16 protein-coding genes are annotated in these 18,636 nt (G+C 69.3%); 8 read left to right on the top strand and 8 right to left on the bottom strand.

Annotation, left to right across the window (positions count from 1 at the left end):
- Nucleotides 1-126: 126 nt before the first annotated feature.
- Nucleotides 127-3,426: a right-handed parallel beta-helix repeat-containing protein gene (locus ACLARN_RS29705; RefSeq protein WP_409494773.1), complete on the top strand. Its 3,300-nt coding sequence runs from the start codon at nucleotides 127-129 to the stop codon at nucleotides 3,424-3,426.
- Nucleotides 3,427-3,478: 52 nt separating this feature from the next.
- A complete protein-coding gene (locus ACLARN_RS29710; RefSeq protein ID WP_409494774.1) occupies nucleotides 3,479-5,908 on the top strand; it encodes an ATP-binding protein in 2,430 nt (809 codons plus the stop codon).
- 9 nt (nucleotides 5,909-5,917) lie between these two features.
- Here the strand turns inward: ACLARN_RS29710 and ACLARN_RS29715 are convergent, their stop codons facing one another.
- Nucleotides 5,918-6,529, bottom strand: coding sequence for a sigma-70 family RNA polymerase sigma factor (locus tag ACLARN_RS29715; protein WP_409494775.1), 612 nt, complete (start codon nucleotides 6,527-6,529; stop codon nucleotides 5,918-5,920).
- Between the two features lie 129 nt (nucleotides 6,530-6,658).
- On the opposite strand from ACLARN_RS29715, the gene ACLARN_RS29720 reads away from it, so the two are divergent.
- Both ACLARN_RS29720 and ACLARN_RS29725 read left to right on the top strand, forming a co-directional pair.
- The gene (locus tag ACLARN_RS29720) at nucleotides 6,659-8,056 is read left to right on the top strand and encodes an amino acid permease (RefSeq protein WP_409494883.1); all 1,398 of its coding nucleotides are present in this window, start codon (nucleotides 6,659-6,661) and stop codon (nucleotides 8,054-8,056) included.
- Between the two features lie 166 nt (nucleotides 8,057-8,222).
- Nucleotides 8,223-9,140, top strand: coding sequence for a hypothetical protein (locus tag ACLARN_RS29725; RefSeq protein ID WP_409494776.1), 918 nt, complete (start codon nucleotides 8,223-8,225; stop codon nucleotides 9,138-9,140).
- A 55-nt stretch (nucleotides 9,141-9,195) separates the two neighbouring features.
- On the opposite strand, the gene ACLARN_RS29730 is transcribed toward ACLARN_RS29725, so the two are convergent.
- Together ACLARN_RS29730 and ACLARN_RS29735 are read right to left on the bottom strand one after the other, a co-directional pair.
- Nucleotides 9,196-9,684 (bottom strand): DUF488 family protein, encoded by a 489-nt coding sequence (locus ACLARN_RS29730; protein WP_409494777.1) that lies wholly within the window; start codon nucleotides 9,682-9,684, stop codon nucleotides 9,196-9,198.
- A 167-nt stretch (nucleotides 9,685-9,851) separates the two neighbouring features.
- The gene (locus ACLARN_RS29735) at nucleotides 9,852-10,190 is read right to left on the bottom strand and encodes a YybH family protein (RefSeq protein ID WP_409494884.1); all 339 of its coding nucleotides are present in this window, start codon (nucleotides 10,188-10,190) and stop codon (nucleotides 9,852-9,854) included.
- A gap of 76 nt (nucleotides 10,191-10,266) precedes the next feature.
- Between ACLARN_RS29735 and ACLARN_RS29740 the strand changes: the two genes are divergently transcribed.
- The 3 genes from ACLARN_RS29740 (at nucleotide 10,267) to ACLARN_RS29750 (ending at nucleotide 13,637) form a co-directional block, all read left to right on the top strand.
- Nucleotides 10,267-11,238 (top strand): helix-turn-helix transcriptional regulator, encoded by a 972-nt coding sequence (locus tag ACLARN_RS29740; protein ID WP_409494778.1) that lies wholly within the window; start codon nucleotides 10,267-10,269, stop codon nucleotides 11,236-11,238.
- A 607-nt stretch (nucleotides 11,239-11,845) separates the two neighbouring features.
- On the top strand, nucleotides 11,846-12,586 hold the full coding sequence (locus ACLARN_RS29745; RefSeq protein WP_409494779.1) for a hypothetical protein: 741 nt from the start codon (nucleotides 11,846-11,848) through the stop codon (nucleotides 12,584-12,586).
- A gap of 178 nt (nucleotides 12,587-12,764) precedes the next feature.
- A complete protein-coding gene (locus ACLARN_RS29750; protein ID WP_409494780.1) occupies nucleotides 12,765-13,637 on the top strand; it encodes a hypothetical protein in 873 nt (290 codons plus the stop codon).
- Here ACLARN_RS29750 and ACLARN_RS29755 read toward each other — a convergent pair.
- The gene (locus ACLARN_RS29755; RefSeq protein WP_409494781.1) at nucleotides 13,628-14,065 is read right to left on the bottom strand and encodes a histone-like nucleoid-structuring protein Lsr2; all 438 of its coding nucleotides are present in this window, start codon (nucleotides 14,063-14,065) and stop codon (nucleotides 13,628-13,630) included. The two genes, ACLARN_RS29750 and ACLARN_RS29755, sit on opposite strands and share 10 nt — an antisense overlap.
- 305 nt (nucleotides 14,066-14,370) lie before the next feature.
- Here ACLARN_RS29755 and ACLARN_RS29760 point away from each other — a divergent pair, with 305 nt between their 5' ends.
- Nucleotides 14,371-14,790 (top strand): DUF2000 domain-containing protein, encoded by a 420-nt coding sequence (locus ACLARN_RS29760; protein ID WP_409494782.1) that lies wholly within the window; start codon nucleotides 14,371-14,373, stop codon nucleotides 14,788-14,790.
- Nucleotides 14,791-15,002: 212 nt separating this feature from the next.
- On the opposite strand, the gene ACLARN_RS29765 is transcribed toward ACLARN_RS29760, so the two are convergent.
- The 4 genes from ACLARN_RS29765 to ACLARN_RS29780 are packed head-to-tail and all read right to left on the bottom strand — an operon-like array spanning nucleotide 15,003 to nucleotide 18,636.
- On the bottom strand, nucleotides 15,003-16,064 hold the full coding sequence (locus ACLARN_RS29765) for a histidinol-phosphate transaminase (protein ID WP_409494783.1): 1,062 nt from the start codon (nucleotides 16,062-16,064) through the stop codon (nucleotides 15,003-15,005).
- Complete coding sequence (locus tag ACLARN_RS29770; protein WP_409494784.1) at nucleotides 16,061-17,023, bottom strand: ornithine cyclodeaminase family protein; 963 nt, start codon at nucleotides 17,021-17,023, stop codon at nucleotides 16,061-16,063. The genes ACLARN_RS29765 and ACLARN_RS29770 overlap by 4 nt, the downstream gene beginning before the upstream one ends.
- Nucleotides 17,024-17,033: 10 nt before the next feature.
- Nucleotides 17,034-17,642: a prephenate dehydratase domain-containing protein gene (locus ACLARN_RS29775; protein ID WP_409494785.1), complete on the bottom strand. Its 609-nt coding sequence runs from the start codon at nucleotides 17,640-17,642 to the stop codon at nucleotides 17,034-17,036.
- Between the two features lie 19 nt (nucleotides 17,643-17,661).
- On the bottom strand, nucleotides 17,662-18,636 hold the full coding sequence (locus ACLARN_RS29780; RefSeq protein ID WP_409494786.1) for a branched-chain amino acid transaminase: 975 nt from the start codon (nucleotides 18,634-18,636) through the stop codon (nucleotides 17,662-17,664).

Consider the following 18,636-nt stretch of genomic DNA (forward strand, 5'->3'; position numbering starts at 1 on the left):
AGTCCATCATCCGCCGCCGGGCGCGGCCATGAAGAAGGACCGGCAGTTCCGGCGGGCGGTGAACCCAATCCGGCACCCACTGCGTTGTCCTTGGTGGCTAGTCACCGAACGACGAGGGGAGCGCTCGTGTCACGGCACGTGCTCACGGTGGACCGCGATCAGGGGTATCGCACCATTTCGGCCGCGCTGCTGGACGCGCGCAACGGCACGGTGATCTCCGTGCTTCCCGGCCGCTATGACGAATCGCTGGTGGTGACGAAGGTGGTCACCATCGCGGCCAGCGACGCGCGCGGCAGCGTCGAGATCGTGTCGCGGCAGGGCAGCGCGGTACAGCTCGCGGCCGAGGCGGTGAAACTCACCGGTCTGGTGCTGCGCGGGCTGAACGAGGAACTGCCCGCGGTCGACGTGGCGCGCGGTCAGGCCGCGGTGGAGGACTGCGAGATCATCGGAGCCGCCTGGACCGCCGTGCTGGCCCGCAATTCGGGCTCGCTCGCGATGCGCGGCTGCCGGGTGACCAATCCCGGCGGCGCGGGGATCGTGGTCACCTCGCCCGCTCCCAGCACGATCGAAGACTGCGTCGTCGAGCACGTGCAGACCTCCGCCGTGGTGATCGCCGAACGCGGCAACCCGGTGGTGCGGGACTGCACCCTGAGGCACGCCAAGGGCAACGGCGTCTGCGCGAACGGACAGGCACAGGGCACCGTCCAGCACTGCGACATCTCCGCCACCGGCAGGCCGGGGATCGCGCTCGAAGAGGACAGTGCGACGAAGGTGCTCGACACGACCATCCGGGACACCGCGAGCGGCGTCTTCGTCAGCACCCACTCGTCACCGGTGCTCGAAGAGTGCCGGGTCACGAACACCACCGGCGACGGGATCACCGTCGCCGACGGCGCCGACCCGGTGCTGCGCCGATGCCGCACGGCCAAGACCGGCGGCGTCGGGATGCGCGTCACCGGACGATCTCGCGGCACCTTCGAGGACTGCGAGGTCGCGGACGCGACCGGTGCGGGCATCCACGTCGACGAGGCGAGCGGCCCGTCGTTCAACCGCACGGCCGTGCGCGGTGGTTCGTCGGTGGGCCTGCTGGTCACCGACGGCGCGACCGCCGAGTTCGACCGGCTGGAGATCCATGACGTCACCGGCCACGGCGTCCTGGTGGAGGCGGCGGCCAACCCGCTCCTGCGCCGGGCGACGCTGAACGGCTGTCGTGGCAACGGTTTCGAGGTCACCGGCAACGGCCGCGGACGGCTGGAGGACTCCGAGGTACGGGACGCCGGTCAGTCCGGGCTCAGTGTCTCCGAAGGGGGAAGCCCTTCCGTCAGCACCCTCCGGGTGTTCAATCCCGGCCAGTCCGGTGTCCTGATCGGACCGGGCGGTGTCGGATCCTTGCGGGACTGCGAGATCGTCGAAGCGGGCGAAGACGGCGTCTCGGTGCGTGACGGCGGGGAGTTGATGCTGTCCCGGTCCATGGTCCGGCGTTCGAAGGGACACGGCGTCTGGGTCGGCTCCGGCGCGCGGGCGAAGCTGACCGCCGACGAGGTCAGCGGGAATCGCCGTGACGGCGTGCGGATCGAGTCGTCCGACGCGGTGAGCCTGGTGGACTGCACCACTTCCGACAACACCGGCGGCGGCCTGCGCGTCACCGTGCCCAACGCCCGGCTGTCGGTGGAGAACCTGACCAGCAACGCCAACGGCGCCCCCGACGTCGACGGCAGCACGGCGAGCACGGTGGAAATCGCCGAGACCGGCGTGGACGGCGACCCGGCCCGACAGTCCACTGAGGACGAAGGCGCCCCGCTGGCGAAACTGGAGGCACTCGTCGGCCTCAGCGGCGTCAAGCACCAGGTGAAGACGCTGGTGAACCTGAACAAGATGGCAAGGAGGCGGGCGCAGGCCGGTCTGGTCGCGCCGCCGACCAGCAGGCATCTGATCTTCGCCGGGCCGCCGGGTACCGGCAAGACCACGGTCGCCCGGCTCTACGGCAGCATCCTCGCCGAACTGGGCGTGCTGCGCGACGGTCACCTGGTCGAAGTGGCCAGGGCCGATCTGGTCGCCCAGATCGTCGGCGGCACGGCGATCAAGACGACCGAGACCTTCACCAAGGCGCTGGGCGGCGTGCTGTTCATCGACGAGGCGTACACGCTGTCCGCGCAGAGCAAGGGAAGCGGACCGGATTTCGGCCGGGAGGCGATCGACACCCTGGTCAAACTGATGGAAGACCACCGGGACGACCTCGTGGTGGTCGCCGCGGGCTACTCGCAGGAGATGAGTTCGTTCCTGCAGTCCAACCCCGGGCTGGCGTCCCGGTTCACCCGCACCATCGAGTTCGAGAACTACAGCACCGACGAACTGGTGACCATCACCGAGCGGATGTGCACGGCCCACCAGTACCAGGTGCCCGAGGACACCAGGAACACCCTGTCCGTCCACTTCGGACAGATGGAACGCGGCGACGACTTCGGCAATGGGCGGACCGCGCGCAAGGTGTTCGAGGAGATGGTGGACCTGCAGGCGTTCCGCCTCGCGAGCGAACCCGAGGCCGACGACCAGAGCCTTTCACTCCTGCTTCCCGCCGATGTACCCGGTGGAATGGCGAACAGCGCGCAGGACGGCGATGACGGCGCGCTGACCACGTTGCGGACGAAGCTGGAGTCGATGATCGGCCTGGCAGGGGTCAAGGACGCGATCAACGACCTGGTGAACCTGATCTCCACCGCGCGGGCCCGGCGGCAGGCCGGGCTGCCGGTCCCCGCGATCAGCAACCATCTGGTGTTCGCCGGCGCGCCGGGTACCGGTAAGACCACGGTGGCGAGGCTCTACGGCGAACTGCTCGCCGCGCTGGGGGTGCTGCGCAAAGGCCATCTCGTCGAGGTCGCGCGCGCCGACCTGGTCGGGCGGTATGTCGGGCACACCGCGCATCTGACCAGGGAGGCGTTCGACTCCGCACGCGGTGGCGTGCTGTTCATCGACGAGGCGTACGCGCTGACTCCCGAAGGCGCGACGGGCGGTGACTTCGGCCAGGAGGCCGTCGACACCCTGGTGAAACTGATGGAAGACCACCGGGACGACACGGTGGTGATCGTCGCGGGCTACTCCGCGGAGATGCGGGCGTTCCTCGCCTCGAACACCGGCCTCGCCTCCCGGTTCTCCCGGCACATCGAGTTCGAGAACTACACCACCGACGACCTGGTCACCATCGTGCACCGGATGGCCACCACGAACGGCTACGAGTGCGCCCCGGAGACCGTCATCGCGCTGCGCAAGCATTTCGCGGGCGTGGTGCGCGATGAAGCGTTCGGCAACGCGCGCTACGCCCGTCAGGTGATGGAGAACATGATGACCCGCCAGGCCGGACGGCTCAGCACGACGGGGACCCCCACCGTCGCGGATCTGCGGTTGCTGACCCCGGCGGATCTCCTCTGAGTGTCGCCCGTCCACTCTCCGCGATGACGGCCCGCCGTGGCAGGATGGCCGCGTGGGTACGACCGCGTTCGGTGACTTCCTCCGCTTCTATCGGCTGCGTATCCCGATGACACAGGAAGACCTCGCCGAGCGGACCGGGATCAGTGTCCGCAGCATCAGCGACATGGAACGCGGGCGGGTCCGCAGCCCGCAGCGGCGCACCGCGGAACTGCTGGTCGGTGGGCTCGGCCTGACCGGCGCGGAGGCCGAGGACTTCGCGGGCCTCGCCCGCGCGGGCCGCCGGGCGACGGGAACCGCCGACAGCAAGGACAAACCCGTCCAGGACAAGGTCGTCCCCGCCGAGCTGCCCAAACTCGTCGTCGCCGCGCTTCCGCCCAGCCTCACCGAGCTGACCGGGCGCGACGCCGAGCAACGCGTGCTGGACGGCGTCGCGGACACCTCCGCTTCGTCGTCCCGGTTGCAGATCGCGGTGATCCACGGGCTGCCGGGCGCGGGCAAGACCGCGCTCGCCGTGGACGCCGGGCACCGGCTCGCCCACCGCTTCGGCAACGGCTGCCTGTTCCTCGATCTGCGCGGCATGGATCTCGAACCGCTCACCCCGGAGCGGGCCGTGCACCGGCTGCTGCGCGGGTTCGGGGTGGACGAACGCCAGCTCCCGAACGATCACGAAGACCGGCTCGCCCTCTACCGCTCGCTCCTGCACGACCGCGAGGTCCTGCTGGTCCTCGACAACGCCGCCAACGAAGCCCAGGTCCGGCCGCTCTTGGCCACCAGCCCCGGTTCCATGGTGCTGGTGACGAGCCGGAACACCTTGGCCGGACTGGACGCGAGGCACCGGATCTCGCTGGGCCTGCTGCCCGACGACGACGCGGTGGAGTTGCTCGGCCTCGTCGTCGGCAGGCGACGGCTGGCGGCGGAACCGGAGGCGGCGCGGCGGCTGGCGAAGCTCTGCGGTGGGGTGCCGCTCGCCTTGCTCATCGCGGGCAACCGCCTGGCCAGCCGGGTCCAGTGGACGATCGCGCATCTCGCCGACCAGCTGGAGAACGAGCGGCGGCGGCTGTCCGTGCTCACCGCGGGCGACCTCCAGGTCCGCGCCGCGTTCGAAATCTCCTACCGGCACCTGGCACCTTCGGTCGCCGGGATCTTCCGGCGGCTGGCGCTGGTGCCCGGTGCGGACACCTCCGTCGAACTCGCCGCGGTCGCCTCCGGCCAGCCGGTGGACGAAGTCGAAGCGGCGCTGGAGAAACTGGCCGAGGGCAGTCTTCTCGGCTACAGCGGCACACCCGGCCGCTACACCACCCACGACCTCTTGCGCGTTTACGCCATGGAGCGCCTCGAGACCGCCGAACAGGCCGAGCAGGTGCGGGAAGCCGGGCTCCGGGTGCGGAACTGGCTGCTCACGGTGGCGACGAAGGCGGCCCAGTTCTTCGACCACGACCGGCCGGAGGTGACGGTCGAGATCGACGGGCCCGATCCGGTGCGCGACCGGGAAGCCGCGGCGCGGTGGCTGGTACGGGAGCAGAACCATTGGCGTGGCGCGCTGCGGGCCGCGGTGGCACGCGGTGACCACCGTCAGGTACTCGACCTGGCACAGGCGATGCACTGGTACTCGGATCTGCGCGGCACCGGCGACCTGTGGCGCGAAGTGTTCGGCGCGGGCGCGGCGGCGGCTCAGGCGCTCGGCGACGCCCGGTCGACGGCCGAACAGCTGAACTACGTGGCCTGGGCGCATTACGCGCTCTGCGGTCAGCCTCGTGAAGCGCTGGAAGCTCAGAAACGCGCGCTGGCGGCGGCGCGCGAGGCCGGTGACAGCGTCGTGGAAGCCTGGTCGTTGTACTACGGGGCGGCCATCACCCGCAGGCTCGGCTCGCCGGAAGAGGCCACGCGGCGCATCCGGCAGGCAGTGGAACTGTTCGAGCGGGCCGACTACCCGAACGGCCGCTACCTGGCGCAGTCCATGCTGGGCAGCATGCTGCACTCTCTCGGCGAGTTCGACGAAGCCGTGGCCGCGCAGCGGCTGAGCGAGGCCTACTACCGGGGTTCGGCCACCGCGCCGGGCAACGACGAACTGCTGTCGATGGTGCTGATCCGGCTCGCCGGCAGTGTGGCGGCGACCGGCGACGTGGCGACCGCGCTGGACCTGCTGGACGAGGCAGAGTCACTGGTCCGCAGGCACGGCGCGCTCTTCGCGGTCGCGCGGGCACAGGAACTGCGCGGGCGGGTGCTGTCGCAGGCGGGCAGGCATCGGGAGGCCGAGGAACAACTGCTGTCCGCGCTGGCCGAGTCACGCTGGTCGGAGGACAAGATCGCGATCATGGTCCGGCTGGCGGAGCTGTCCGATCTCGGCGACCGGCCGGAGGAGGCCCGCCAGCACCGGGTCCGCGCGCTGGCCGAATGCGCCCGGTACGAGACCCCGGTCGCGCGGAGCACGGCCGGCAAGCTCGCCACCCTGCTCGGGGTCGCCGTCCCCGGATCGGCCTGATCCCGCCGATCACCACCCCGCCGCGGTGACCCCGTGGCAGGCCAGCACCTCGGTCATGGCGATCTTCGCGTGGTGCACCCGCGACTTGACCGTGCCGACCGGCACGCCGATGCTCACCGCCGCGCGCTGGCGGGTGCGGTCCAGCCGGTAGACGTGTTCGAGTGCTTCGCGCTGCATCGGAGTGAGCTGGGCCAGCCCCTCCTCGATGACACACCGTTCGACGACCTCGTCGGCGAAGTCGACCCGCCCTGGCAGCAGATCGAAGTCGTCGTCGCCGAACAGCACCGGCCTGGCGTTGTCCCGGCGGGCCCAGTCGACGATGAGATTGCGGGCGACGGTGAACAGCCATCCGCGCACCGAAGTCCCTTTGGCGGAAAGGGTTTCGCTGTTCCGCCAGGCACGGAACAGGCATTCCTGCACCACGTCCTCGGCCCGGTGCGGGTCGACGGGGAGCAGACGGCGGGTGAAGCGCAGCAACGGCTCCCGGTGCTCGGCGTGCAACGCCGCGAGGAACGCGTTGCCGTCGGCCGACGATGGCGCCCGGTCGGCCAACGCGGTCACCTGAGTGCTGCGGTGGCGTGCCACGCTGCTGACCTCCATGCCTTGACGACTCTCTGGCACTTATTCCACCGTCCGAGGCCGGTGGCGACCATGCGGAAGGACCGGCAGAACTGGTCACCGGGCGTTCTTCCGGTCCTCGGCCCGCCGGGCCTGTTCGGCGCGCCGAAGGCGGCAGATACGGTCGTCGGCATGAATCTGCGAGCCGCGGCGGTGCGGCGGAAACCGGTCGCCGACCTGATCGCCGAGAGTGATCACGGCACGCTGAAGCGCACCCTCACCCTCGGGCAGCTGACCACGCTGAGCATCGGCGCGACGCTGGGCAGCGGGATCTTCGTCGTACTCGGCGAAGCGGTGCCCGTCGCGGGTCCCGCGGTCGTGCTGTCGTTCGTGCTCGCCGGTATCACCGCGCTGTTCTCCGCGCTCTCCTACGCCGAACTCGCCGGTATGATCCCGTTGTCTGGTTCGTCCTATTCGTACACCTACGCCACCCTCGGCGAGCTGGTCGCGTGGGTCTGCGGCTGGTGCCTGGTGCTCGAATACGGCGTCTCCGTGGCGTCGGTGGCCGTCGGATGGGGGCAGTACGTCAACGAGCTGCTGCGGCTGACCCTCGGGGTCGCCATCCCGGACGCGCTGAGCCAGCCGCCGGGCTCGGGCGGGATCGTCAACGTCCCGGCCATCGTCGTCGTACTGCTCGCCATGGTCCTGCTGCTGTCCGGCGCGAAGGAGAGCGCGCGGGCCAACACGATCATGGTCGTGATCAAGATCGGCACGCTGGTGCTGTTCTGCGCGATCGCGTTCTCCGCCGTGCGGGCCGCGAACTTCACGCCGTTCCTGCCGCTCGGTCTCGCCGGGCTCAGCGCCGGCGGCGCCAAACTGTTCTTCTCCTACATCGGCTTCGACGCGGCGTCGACGGCGGGCGAGGAGGCGAAGAACCCGCAGCGCGACCTGCCGAGGGCGATCCTGCTCTCGCTCGCCATCGTCACCGTGCTGTACTGCCTCGTCGCCGTGGCCGCGGTCGGCGCGCTGCCGTGGCAGCAGTTCGTCGAGCTGGAAGCCGCGCTCTCGCACGTGCTCGGCGCCGTCTCCGGCAACCCGCTGTGGGCCGCGCTGCTCGCCGTCGGCGCGATCGTCGCGATCTCCAGCGTCGTGCTGACCGTCCTCTACGGACAGACACGCATCCTGTTCTCGATGTCCCGCGACGGCCTGGTTCCGGCCTCGCTGTCCAAAGTGGACCCCAAGACCGGCACACCGAGGATCAACACCCTGGTGGTCTCCGGTTTCGTCGCGACGCTGGCCGCGTTCATCCCGCTCGGGAGGCTCGCCGACGCCACCAGCATCGGCACGCTCTTCGCCTTCGGGCTGGTGAACGTCGCCGTCCTGCTGTTGCGGCGGCGGGAACCGGAGGCGCCACGCTCGTTCCGCGTGCCGTTCTCCCCCGTCACGCCGATCCTCGGCGTGCTGTGCTGCGGCTACATGATGCTCAGCCTCGACGGCGCCACCTGGGTCGTCTTCGGCGGCTGGATGGCGCTCGGTCTGCTGATCTACTTCGGCTACGGCATGCGCAGGTCCCGATTGGCGCGAACCTGAGGATCACCGGCTCGCCCGTTCGCCGCCATAATTCCTAGCCTGTACAGCCGCAGTCGGACCGAGATCATTGAAGTAGCGGTGAGGAGTAGGGGACACTGCCGTCCTGACCCACGGAAAATCCCTACCGTGAACCGAGGTCCTTATGCGTCGAAAATATCCCATTTCCGTGCTGACCGTATGCCTCGCTCTGTCCCTCACCTCGATTCCGGCGACCGCCGCGGCCCAAGACGCCGGTCCGACCGGCGTACGCGCCCCCTTCTGCTACGAAGAGCCCGTGCAGCCGAAGGCCGATGTCAGTGACATCAAAGCCGGTTTCCAGTCTTCGAAGTGGTTGCAGACGATCCAGGCCGTGTACAAGCGACGATGGCCCAGCGGCGAAGGCCTCGCGATCGCTCAAGCGAAGGACAAGTATTTCAGCCAGTTCGTCAACAAGACCAGCTTCAACGCGCTCGCCGAATCCCTGATGGTGGCGATCCACGAAGAGACCCACATGTGGGACCTTGATCCGTCGAGAACCTCTTGGGACGTGTACATGTCCGCGTGGATCAACAATTCCCGCAAGGCGATGAAGGTCCCGCTCCACGGCGGATTCCCCCGGCGCGAGATCCTGCCGCTGATCACGGACAAGCTCACCGACTCGATGGACGGCATCTACCTGCGGGACCAGCAGCAAGGGTCGTATCGCATGCAAGGGGTCATGGCGGAACTCAACGCCGGGCTCATGGGATTGCCGGCGGCGACGGTCGTCGCCGAGTACATTCAAGGCGTGGGAGCCAGCAACTCCAGGGACATCGCCGCCACCAACATTCGCTACCTTCTGCTCTATCTGCGCGTCGCCAAAGCCAAACACCCCGACTATTGGGCCAAGGCCAAAGCTCAGCCCGAACTACGCGAACTGGTACTCGTCGAGTTCCTCCGTGCGGCGTACTGGCTCGATCAATCCGCCCCTTACGCGAGCAAACTCGGCAGCCCGGACGTGGACAAGATCGTCGCCAAGAACTATGCCCCGGAAAACATCGCGATACTCGAAGAGTTCACCGGCGCCAAGGTGAACACGGGTTCGGCCAAGAACTGCTCGACCTGACGGGAATGCCCACGGACCGCACCCGCCAGGAAGAACGGGCGGGTGCGGTCCGAATTCAGCAGGGGCGGAGATCCGCGACCGGCAAACCGTGTTCGGCACGGACGCGAGCGGCCACGAGTGAACGGTGGCACGCCTCCGGATCGCGTTCGACGCAGAGGAGCACGGTCACCGAGTCGCCGGGAAGCTCCGCCACGAGCACGCCGAGGTCGAACGGGTCGAGGATCTCCCGGGTGTAGCGCTCGGTGTACTCGGGCGCGAGCGCGACACGGTTGCGCTTGCCCACGCCCTGACGGTCGTCCTCGCGATACTGGAGCCGTCGCAACTCGGTCGTCGGCGCGAGCTCCTTCACGTGCCGATACCCGATGTCCGCCGCGGCGAGCGCGCCCTGGAGCCGCACCGAGTTCGCCCAGGCGTAGTCAGGACCCCGGACGCCGCGGCGCTGGCGGAGGTCGAGCAGCAACCCCACGCCCTCGCCGACGAGCCTCTCCATGAAGGCCCCGGCGGTGAAGCCGTAGACGCCGATAGTCGCGAACCGCCGGTCCACTAAGTGGTTGCCATCGGAAGTCCTTCGGGGGTATTCGGCGGATCCAGGTTTCCGCTGGGCGTGCGGCCGCGAGGTCCTCGTACCGGTGTCGTACTCGGGCCTTGCGGCCGTGCGTCCAGCGGGAAGCTGGGCCGTCGAGACCCCCGGAGGACTTCCGATGGTGACCACTAAGGCACGAGCATCGGCTGGTCCAGCACCCAGAGCCACGACCCGTCCGGCTGGCGACGGGCGATCTCGACGGTCAGCTCGCCCGTGGTCAGCGTGACCACCGTGAGCGCCAGGTCGCCGCTCACCAGGGCCGGATGCTGCCTGCCCGGTTCGAGTACCGGCGCGGCCGCCATGAACTGCTCGTACACTTTGCGGATCTCCGCGTGTCCGGTCGCGAGGGAGCCCGGTGGGAACGCCAGCACGGCGTCCGGCTCGTACAACGCCACCAGCCCCTCGACATCGCCCGCGTTGCCACGCTCGATGAAAAACTTGCCCAGGTCGTTCGGCTCAGTGGCCACGGTCTTGCTTGTCATGTGAAGGAGCCTCTCAGCGAATCACGACATCCTGTGTCGTGTATTCCGCTAGAGTTTTCGTATGCGCGCCGACCGGTTGGTCTCGCTGGTGTTGCTGCTGCGCCACCGCGGCAGGCTGTCCGCGGCCACGCTGGCCCGCGAGCTGGAGGTGTCCACCCGCACCGTGCTGCGGGACATCGAGGCGCTGTCCGCGGCGGGGGTCCCGGTCTACGCCGAACGCGGCAGGCACGGCGGTTTCGCGTTGCTGCCCGGTTTCCAGACCGAACTCACCGGGCTGAACCACGACGAGGCGCTCGCCCTGCTGGTCGCCGGATCACGGCGCGGCGCGCAGGTGTTCGGCCTCGGCTCGGCGCTCGCTTCCGCCATGCTCAAGGTGATCGACGCGCTACCCGAAGGCCATCGGGACACCGCGGCGGGCGCGGCCCAGCGTTTGCTCATCGACCCGGAGACCGACCTCCTCGCCCGCCGAGTGGCCGCCGAAGAGGTACCCGACGCGATCGTGGCCGAGATCCGGCGCGCGGTGTTCGCCGGGCACAAGCTACGCATCCACTACGCGGCCGCGGGCGGGAAACCGCACTGGCGCACGGTGGATCCGATCGGCCTGGTCACCGTCCGCGAACAGGGCTACCTGCTGGCCACGAGGTCCGGCGAGGACCGCACCTACCGGCTGTCCCGGGTGTCGGCCGCCGAGGAACTCCCCGAACCCGCCGAACGAGCCGACCTGGTCAACCTGGACCGGGCCTGGCAGGAACGCAGCACGCGGTTCCGGGCAGGCGGCGACCAGGTCGCCGTACAGGTACGGGTGACCCCGGCGCGGCGGGAGGACCTGGTGGGCACCGCGGTGGCCGTCCTCGCCGAAGAAACCGACGCGGACGGCTGGCTGCGGCTGGAGGTGACCTTCCAGGACTCAAGGCACGCCGAGTGGGCACTGTGGCAGCTCGCCACCAACGCGGAAGCCCTTGCCCCGCCCTGGTTACGCACCTCCCTGCGCGACCGCGCCGCCGCGGTCGCCACCGCCTACGGATCCTCCTGAACGGTAAGGACGGTGAGGCCAACACCACCAGCCACCGCGCCGCGCGTGAAGGCCCAAGTACGTGAAGGCCCCCTTCCTTGCGCCTAGCGCCAGGGTCCCGGCAAAGTCGAGATCTTGCAGGTCAGTCGGCTATTCGCCGCCTGCATGAGGCTGACGATGAAGGAATTGGGACGTTGAGTGTCCCCATTCCTTCACCGTCAGCGGGCACACCGGTTGCGGAGCCCCCTTGAGCGGGGAGGATTCCGGACGTTCAACGTCCGGAATCCTCCCCGCTCGACCCTTGCGGGCACTAGCGATATCAAGCCCGGATTACCAAGAGCAGCGCTGACCAGCAGCTCTGCGACTTTGCCGGGACCCTGCGCCTAGCGCAAGGAAGGGGGCCTTCATGTACTTCAGGCGACGGGCGTCGGTGACAGCTGGGCCGGGTCTCGTGAGTGTGGCCGCCGTGTCAGACGCCTCCGGCAAGGTACGAACCACCGCGGCGTCGATTGGCCGGTGTGCCAACCGTAAACAGTTGCCTTACCCCAAGCGGGGCCTGGCGTTTCATCGATATTTCATCGGTGCTCATTAGCGTTCAGCCGGGAATTCGACAGTGGGGAGAAAACCGATGAAAAGAGTCGGAGCGCGCTTGCTCGCGACCGCCGTTCTGTCCGTCGTCACCCTGGCCACCGCGATCGCCGGTTCCGGGGCGGCGCAGGCGTCCGCCGCCAGGCCGGACGGCGCGTGCGGACCGGTCATGTTCGTCGTGCCCGGGTACCAGGACGGCGGGGCGCAGAAACTTCTGGACCCGGCGCTCGCGCCCGGTGGCGCCAACCCGGTGCGCATCCCGTACCCGAACGGCGCGGGGGACGTCAATCTGTACGCCGACGTCGACGCGGGCGTCGCCAACCTCAGGACCGCGCTCTACAACCTCTACGTCACCTATGGCTGCGACCTCGACACCAAGGTGTACATCGTCGGGTTCAGCCTCGGCGCCCTCGTCGCGGGCACCGTGCTGGAAACCGAGCCGCCCGGACGGAACGTACAAGGTGTGCTGTTCGCCGACGGGCGGCGGCAGCCCGTCGAGTCGAACTGGCCGGGTGACCCCGGCGGACTGATCGGGCACCTGCCCTTCCCCGGCCCCGGCGGCGCCGGTTTCCGGCCGGTGGACTCGTTCCGATATCCGACGCTGAGCCTGTGCAACGGCCCCAATTCGGGTGGTGGCGCGGATCTGATCTGCTTCGGCGGCACCAATCTGGACAGCTACTTCAACTCGCACCCGTACTACAGTTTCGAGGTGGGCAACGAGCTGAACATCCACGGCGAAGGCCCGTACCCGAACAACCTGCGGAACCGGGTCATTCCGTAACCACTCCCCCTGCCACCACACCAGGGTTGCGCGGCCCGCCGAGATCCTGCCCGTGGGGACAGGGCGGTGCGAACCTTCGGGCAACTCTTCGCCATGACAGCACCCTGGGGCAACCCGATTCCACTTCTTGCGTCTTGCTGGACAAAGCTTCGATAAATGACGCGAGAGGGGCGCTGAAATGGAATTCACCACGAAGAAGACAATCAAAATGGCGATCGTGGGCGGGGCGGTCGCCGCCACCGCACTCCTTTCCGCGTGCGGCGGAAATGGTGTCGCGGGAAACAGTTCTCCAATACGGAACGCGGCGGAGACCGCGGCCATCGAGCAGGTGCCGGACGGCGGCGGACAGGGGGCCGCCGCCGGAGGTACCGGCGCCGCCTCGAATGGCGACGTCAACTGCAGCGAACACGGCGGGCAGGTCGGCGCACCCGGGCGGCAGAAGATGGATCTGATCGCGGTGGCCGCCACCGACGGCACCACGCCGGGCTGTACCGAGGCCTACAACGTGATCACCGAGTACTTCCAGAAACTGCCGCAGGCGGAAGGCCCCGGCGAGCGGGTGCTCGACGTCCAGGGGAGGTGGACCTGCGCCCGTCAAGCGGACTCCGCCGGCGCACAGGGCGCGGTGGTCTGTGGCGTGCCCAACGACTCCCTGCAACTGGAGACCCGGCCCTCGGGCGGCACCGGGAAGGCGCCCGAGGGGCAGGTCCGCAAGTTCCCGAACTCCACCCAGTCGGTGCAGTTCACCGGATACGACGCCAGTGTGCGAATGGTCCGCTTCCAGCTGATCACCCACCAGAAGGGCGGCCAGTCCGCACCGGTCGACAGCAAGACCTACCGGCTTCCCTTGCAGAAGGGCGGCGAGGTGTTCAGCGCGGCCACCCTGTGCCCGGGCGAATCGGTCACCATCGACGACCAGGGCTACGGCGACCAGCCGTGTGGTCAGGAGCAGCTGATCCAGCAACTGAAGTACGGCAACCCGGTGCTCGCTCAGATCAGCGTGAACGGCGACGACCGGATCGCCACCGTCAAGGAGATCTATCACCCCTGATCCGGGGGAAAGCGAAATCCGGCTGCCGGGAGTTCATCCGGCTGCCGGATTTCGCTTTCGGCGGCAGCTGATTCCGCGGCGTCGAACGCCTCGTAGATCTCATTCGGGATCCGGCCGCGTTCAGCGATCGCGTAACCGTTCTCACCCGCCCAGGCGCGCACGCGCTGATTGCGCTCGCGATCGGTCGGCTTCTTCACCCCGTCTACGACATCGAGCACCGTCGCTTGTCCGACCGCGACCTTGACCCGGCGTCCGCCGACCCGCTTGCCCGCCTCGATATAGCGCACGAGTTCTTCACGCAACGCCTTGGCGTTCCCGTCCGAAAGATCGATCTCGTACGAGACGCCGTCGAGCGCGAACGGGACCGTCTGGGTCGCTGTCCCGCCGTCGAGGTCGTCCACGATCTGGATGACGACTTTCTGAGCCATGTAGCGCCTTTCATCAGGTCGCGTGGCCGTTCCGCCACCTCGACATCCACTGGTGAGCGTAACTCGCGTTCGCGATCTGCTGGAGCGCCATCTCTTTTAGCCGCCCGACAGGAGACTTCCGTCCACAGTGGACGAATCCACGACGCCGCCGCGCGCGAAGCCCTGGCCGCCGGACGGTCTACGACGGCATCTCGCGCCTGCGGCCCGACGCGGGAGCGGACCTCGGCCAGCACCTCCGATCCCCCGCCGGCTCGGTTTGATGAGGCCTCGAAATCGGTCAAGATCCCCATTGGTAGAGTGGAATCATGGCGGTTGACGCACCCGAAAAATGTGTGATCGTTGTCGATGGGGAGCTGCCTGTCGGCTTGGCGCTCAACACGGCGGCCATCCTCTCCCTCACCGTCGGCAGGCACGTGGACGGTGTGCTCGGCGACGACGTCAAGGACGCCGACGGGTTCGTGCACCGGGGCATCACCAGCATCCCCGTGCCGATCCTCAAGGGCGACACGGAAACGCTGGCCTCGCTCGTGGTGCGGGCGGCGGCGGTGCCGTCGGTGTTCGTCGTCGATTTCACGCGCACGGCGCAGACCTCACGCACCTACGACGAGTACACCTCACGCATGTCCGAAAGTGGCACGGCCGAACTGCCCTACGTGGGGGTCGCCGTCGCGGGCCCACGCAAAGCGGTGGACAAACTCGTGGGCAGCTTCGCTCTGTACCGCTGACTAGCGGGTGACCGCCGCATGCACACGTTCACCTGGCCGTGAAGGCCTCCTTACCTACCCTGAAGGTAGGGAAAGAGTCCTTCACTACCCGCCACTGTGGGCGTGGGGGTCGTGAATGGCGGGCAGGTGGCCTCGGGCCGATCCGGGGCAGGTAGGCAAATACCGGTCCGCTCCCTGACGAAGCCACTCACGACCACTCGCGGGCAGCTTCTTCAGGCCGCGGCGAAAACCGTCTCCAGCACGGCGACGACGGCGGCGTTGGCCTCCGCCGTCCCGACCGTCAGGCGGATGCCGACGCCGGGATACAGGCGGGTCAGCAGACCGGCCCGCTCCAGTACCGCGGCCACCTCGTCCGCCCGTGATCCCAGTGGCAGCCACAGGAAGTTCGTGTCGCTGGGCGGCACCGGCACACCGCGTTCCACCAGTGCCGCGCGCAAAGCGTCCCGGTCCGCCTTGACGGCGGCCACCCGCTCCGACAACTCCGGCTCCGCCGCGAGGGACGCCAGCGCCGCGCGGACCCCGATCCCGCCGACCCCGCACGGAACGGCGCATTTGCGCAGGGCCGCGCTGATCGACGGCTGCGCCACGCCGTAACCCACGCGCAGTCCCGCCAAGCCGTACGCCTTCGAGAATGTCCGCAGCGCCACCACGTTCGGGTGCCTGCGGTACAGCTCGACGCCGTCCACCGCCGACGTGCTGTACTCGCGGTACGCCTCGTCCAGCACCACCAGCACCGACTCGGGCACGGCGGACAGGAACGCCGACAACCCGTCCGCGTCGACGGAGGTGCCGGTCGGATTGTTGGGATCGCAGAGGAACACGGCCCGCGTGCGCGGCGTGACGCGGTCGGCGATCGCCGCCAGATCGTGCACACCGTCCCGCAGCGGCACCGGCACCGGCCGCGCCCCGGCGATCCGGGCCACGATCGGGAACGCCTCGAACGACGGCCACGCGTACACGACGTCGTCACCCGGTTCCAGGATCGCCTGCGCCACCTGCTGGTAGATCCCCACCGAACCCGGGCCGGTCACCACGTCGCTCTCCGGCACGCCCAGCCGTGCGGCGAGTGCCGCCACCAGTTCGCCCGGCACGATCTCCGGATAGTGGTGCGCGGTCAGCGCCGCCCGCGAGATCTCCGCCAGCACCGACGGCAGTGGCGCGTACGGGTTCTCGTTGAGGAACAACCGATGCGACACGCCCTCCGCCCGCGCCACCGGCGGTTTCGGCACGTACAGCGGCACCTCGTCCAGTGCCGCGCGGGGAACCGGGGTCATGACGTCTCCTCCAGCGCGGCGCGGGCCACGTAGAAGCCCGACATGGTGTCCTGTACGGCCAAACCGAGCGACTTGTAGAGCGTGGTCTCGTCCGGACCGCTCCGGCCGGGATGCCGCCCGAGCAGGACCTCGCCGAGTTCGGCCCGCACGTGGTCCGGCCCGATCAGGCCCTCGGCCAGCGGGGCACGCAGGTCACCGGACTCGGCCGCCGCCGATTCCCGGCTGTCCACGAACACCGCCGCCCCGGCCACGGTCTCCGACGACAGCTCGCGCGCGTCGGCGAACGACCCGCCCACCACGTTGAGGTGCGCGCCGGGCGCCACCCAGTCCGCCTCGACGATCGGTTCGCGGGCAGCGGTGGTCGTGCACACCAGGTCCGCCCCCGCGAGCGCCGACCGCACGTCCGGCGCGACCTCCACGTCGATGCCGAGGCCCTCGGCCCACGTGCGGTAGTCCTCGGCGTGCGCGCGGGTCCGCGACCACACCCGCACCCGCCGCAGCTTGCGCACCACGGCGAGCGCCCGCAGATGGCTGCGCCCCTGCACACCCGAGCCGAGCACGGCGAGGTCGCCCGCGTCGGGCGGTGCCAGCACGTCGGTGGCCACCGCCGACACGGCCGCCGTGCGGGTGGCGGTGATCGCGCCCGCGTCCATCACGGCCAGCGGCCGCCCGGTGTCCGGGTCGAACACCATCACCACGCCGATGTGCAGATCCAGTCCGCGCGCGGGGTTCTCCGGTTTGAGGACCATCGCCTTGAGGCCGAACCCGGCGTGGCCGTCGCCCGCCACGTGGCACGGCATGGTGCCCAGCAGCCCCGTTTCGGTCGGTGGGCGCAGGATCGTGCGCAGCGGCTGGCTCACCTGCCCCGCGCTGTAGCGGCGCATCGCCTCCGCCATCAGGTCGATCGCCGCGTCCACCGGGTACAGCCGGTGGACGTCGTGTTCGTCGAGGAAGAGCATGTTTCTCCGTTCAGTCCCGGGCGGCGACGAACACCGACCACAGCATCCGGATCGTGCGGGTGCGCGAGACGAACTCCAAGTCGTGCGCCGCCACCGCCGGCTGCGTCGTGAGGGCAAGGTCCACCAAACCGTCGCGGACGGCGATCGCGGCGGCGCTGGTGGAGTGCACCTTGACCGCCTCGTGGCCGGTGAACCGCTCCGGCAGCAATTGCGTGATCAGCGCCAGCGGCGCGGGATGCGTGGCGACCCGCGGCCGGTCCGTCAGCACCTCCCGGTCCCGGCGGCGCGCCAGGCCGTACAGGGGCGTGTCCCGGATGAACGCGCTGGCCAGCGCCAGCCTGGTGTCCATGTAGTAGTCGTTGACGCCGGAATACGCACTGGCCACGACGACGTGGCTCACGTCGCCGGACCGCAACGCGTCCGCGGCTTCCTCGTAGGTGCCGAACAGCTTGATCTCCGGCGGGCCGTCGGCGGCGAAGGTGCGCCACACGTGGCGCGCCGCCTGTTCGCTGCTCGTCCCCGCCGGGCCCAGCGTGCCGACGGCCTTCACGGGCACGTCGCCGCCCGACAGGACAGCCAGGCGAGGTTCGGCCAACAGCACCGGTTCTGCCACAGACATGTCGCTCTCCCAATTCAGTTCAGGGCACGCGCACGCGGGTGATCCAGTGCTCGTGCCGATCGTCCGAGCCCCGCACCAGGTCGTGGTAGCGGCGCCGAAGTCCGGTTGTGACGGGGCCGGGTTCGCCGTCGCCGACGCCCCGGCCGGCGATCTCGACGACGGGCGTGACACCCAGGCCCGTGCCGGTGAGGAAAACCTCGTCCGCCACCAGGAGGTCGGCCGGTTGCAGCGGCCGTTCCGCATAGCCGAAGCCGAGTTCCGCCGCGAGCACCCGCACGGTGTCGCGGGTGATGCCTTCGAGGATGTCGGCGTCGGGTGGTGGGGTGAGCAGCTCTTCGCCGCGCACGACGAACACGTTGGCCGTGCTCGCCTCCGCCACGCCGCCGCGCTCGTTGAGGAGGATCGCGTCGTCGTAACCCGCCGCCCGCGCTTCGTCCACGGCCAGCGCGTTGTTCAGGTAGGCCCCGGTCGCCTTGGCGCGCACCGGGAGCGACCGGCCGGTCGGCCGCGTCCACGAGCTGATCGAGCAGCGTATGCCCGCCGTCGGCGAGTAGTCGCCCAAAGCGAACGCGATGACCGACAACGCGTCGGAGTTGCCGCGCAAGGACACCCCCGGCCGCGTCCCGGGCAGCAGGCGGTACTTGTACGCCAATGGCCTGATGTAGGTATCGCTCGCCGACCCGTTGCGGGACAACAGTTCAACGACCAGTGCCATCAGCTCGTCCACGTCGTGCGGCAGGTCGATACGCAGCAGGCGGCACGATCGCGTGAACCGCTCCAGGTGGTCACGCAGGCGGAACACCGCGAGCTCCGGCCGTCCTGGCACCACATGCGCCCTGATGCCTTCGAACACGCCCGTGCCGTAGTGCAGGCCCTGTGTGGTGACCGGGACCGTGGCCTCGGCGACCGGGACGAAGCCGTCCAGGTGGTACGCCCACGCCGTCGTCGCGGGCCGCGCCTCGGTCCGCGACCCGTCCGACACTTCCGCGGTCAC

Source organism: Amycolatopsis sp. cmx-11-12 (genome assembly GCF_046269425.1).
Taxonomy (GTDB): domain Bacteria; phylum Actinomycetota; class Actinomycetes; order Mycobacteriales; family Pseudonocardiaceae; genus Amycolatopsis.

Coding starts and splice junctions, on each gene's coding strand:
- ACLARN_RS29750 (WP_409494780.1), top strand. CDS start 12,765: ATGGAATTCACCACGAAGAAGACAATCAAAATGGCGATCGTGGGCGGG.
- ACLARN_RS29765 (WP_409494783.1), bottom strand. CDS start 16,064: ATGACCCCGGTTCCCCGCGCGGCACTGGACGAGGTGCCGCTGTACGTG.
- ACLARN_RS29740 (WP_409494778.1), top strand. CDS start 10,267: ATGCGCGCCGACCGGTTGGTCTCGCTGGTGTTGCTGCTGCGCCACCGC.
- ACLARN_RS29775 (WP_409494785.1), bottom strand. CDS start 17,642: ATGTCTGTGGCAGAACCGGTGCTGTTGGCCGAACCTCGCCTGGCTGTC.
- ACLARN_RS29720 (WP_409494883.1), top strand. CDS start 6,659: ATGAATCTGCGAGCCGCGGCGGTGCGGCGGAAACCGGTCGCCGACCTG.
- ACLARN_RS29760 (WP_409494782.1), top strand. CDS start 14,371: ATGGCGGTTGACGCACCCGAAAAATGTGTGATCGTTGTCGATGGGGAG.
- ACLARN_RS29755 (WP_409494781.1), bottom strand. CDS start 14,065: ATGGCTCAGAAAGTCGTCATCCAGATCGTGGACGACCTCGACGGCGGG.
- ACLARN_RS29745 (WP_409494779.1), top strand. CDS start 11,846: ATGAAAAGAGTCGGAGCGCGCTTGCTCGCGACCGCCGTTCTGTCCGTC.
- ACLARN_RS29770 (WP_409494784.1), bottom strand. CDS start 17,023: ATGCTCTTCCTCGACGAACACGACGTCCACCGGCTGTACCCGGTGGAC.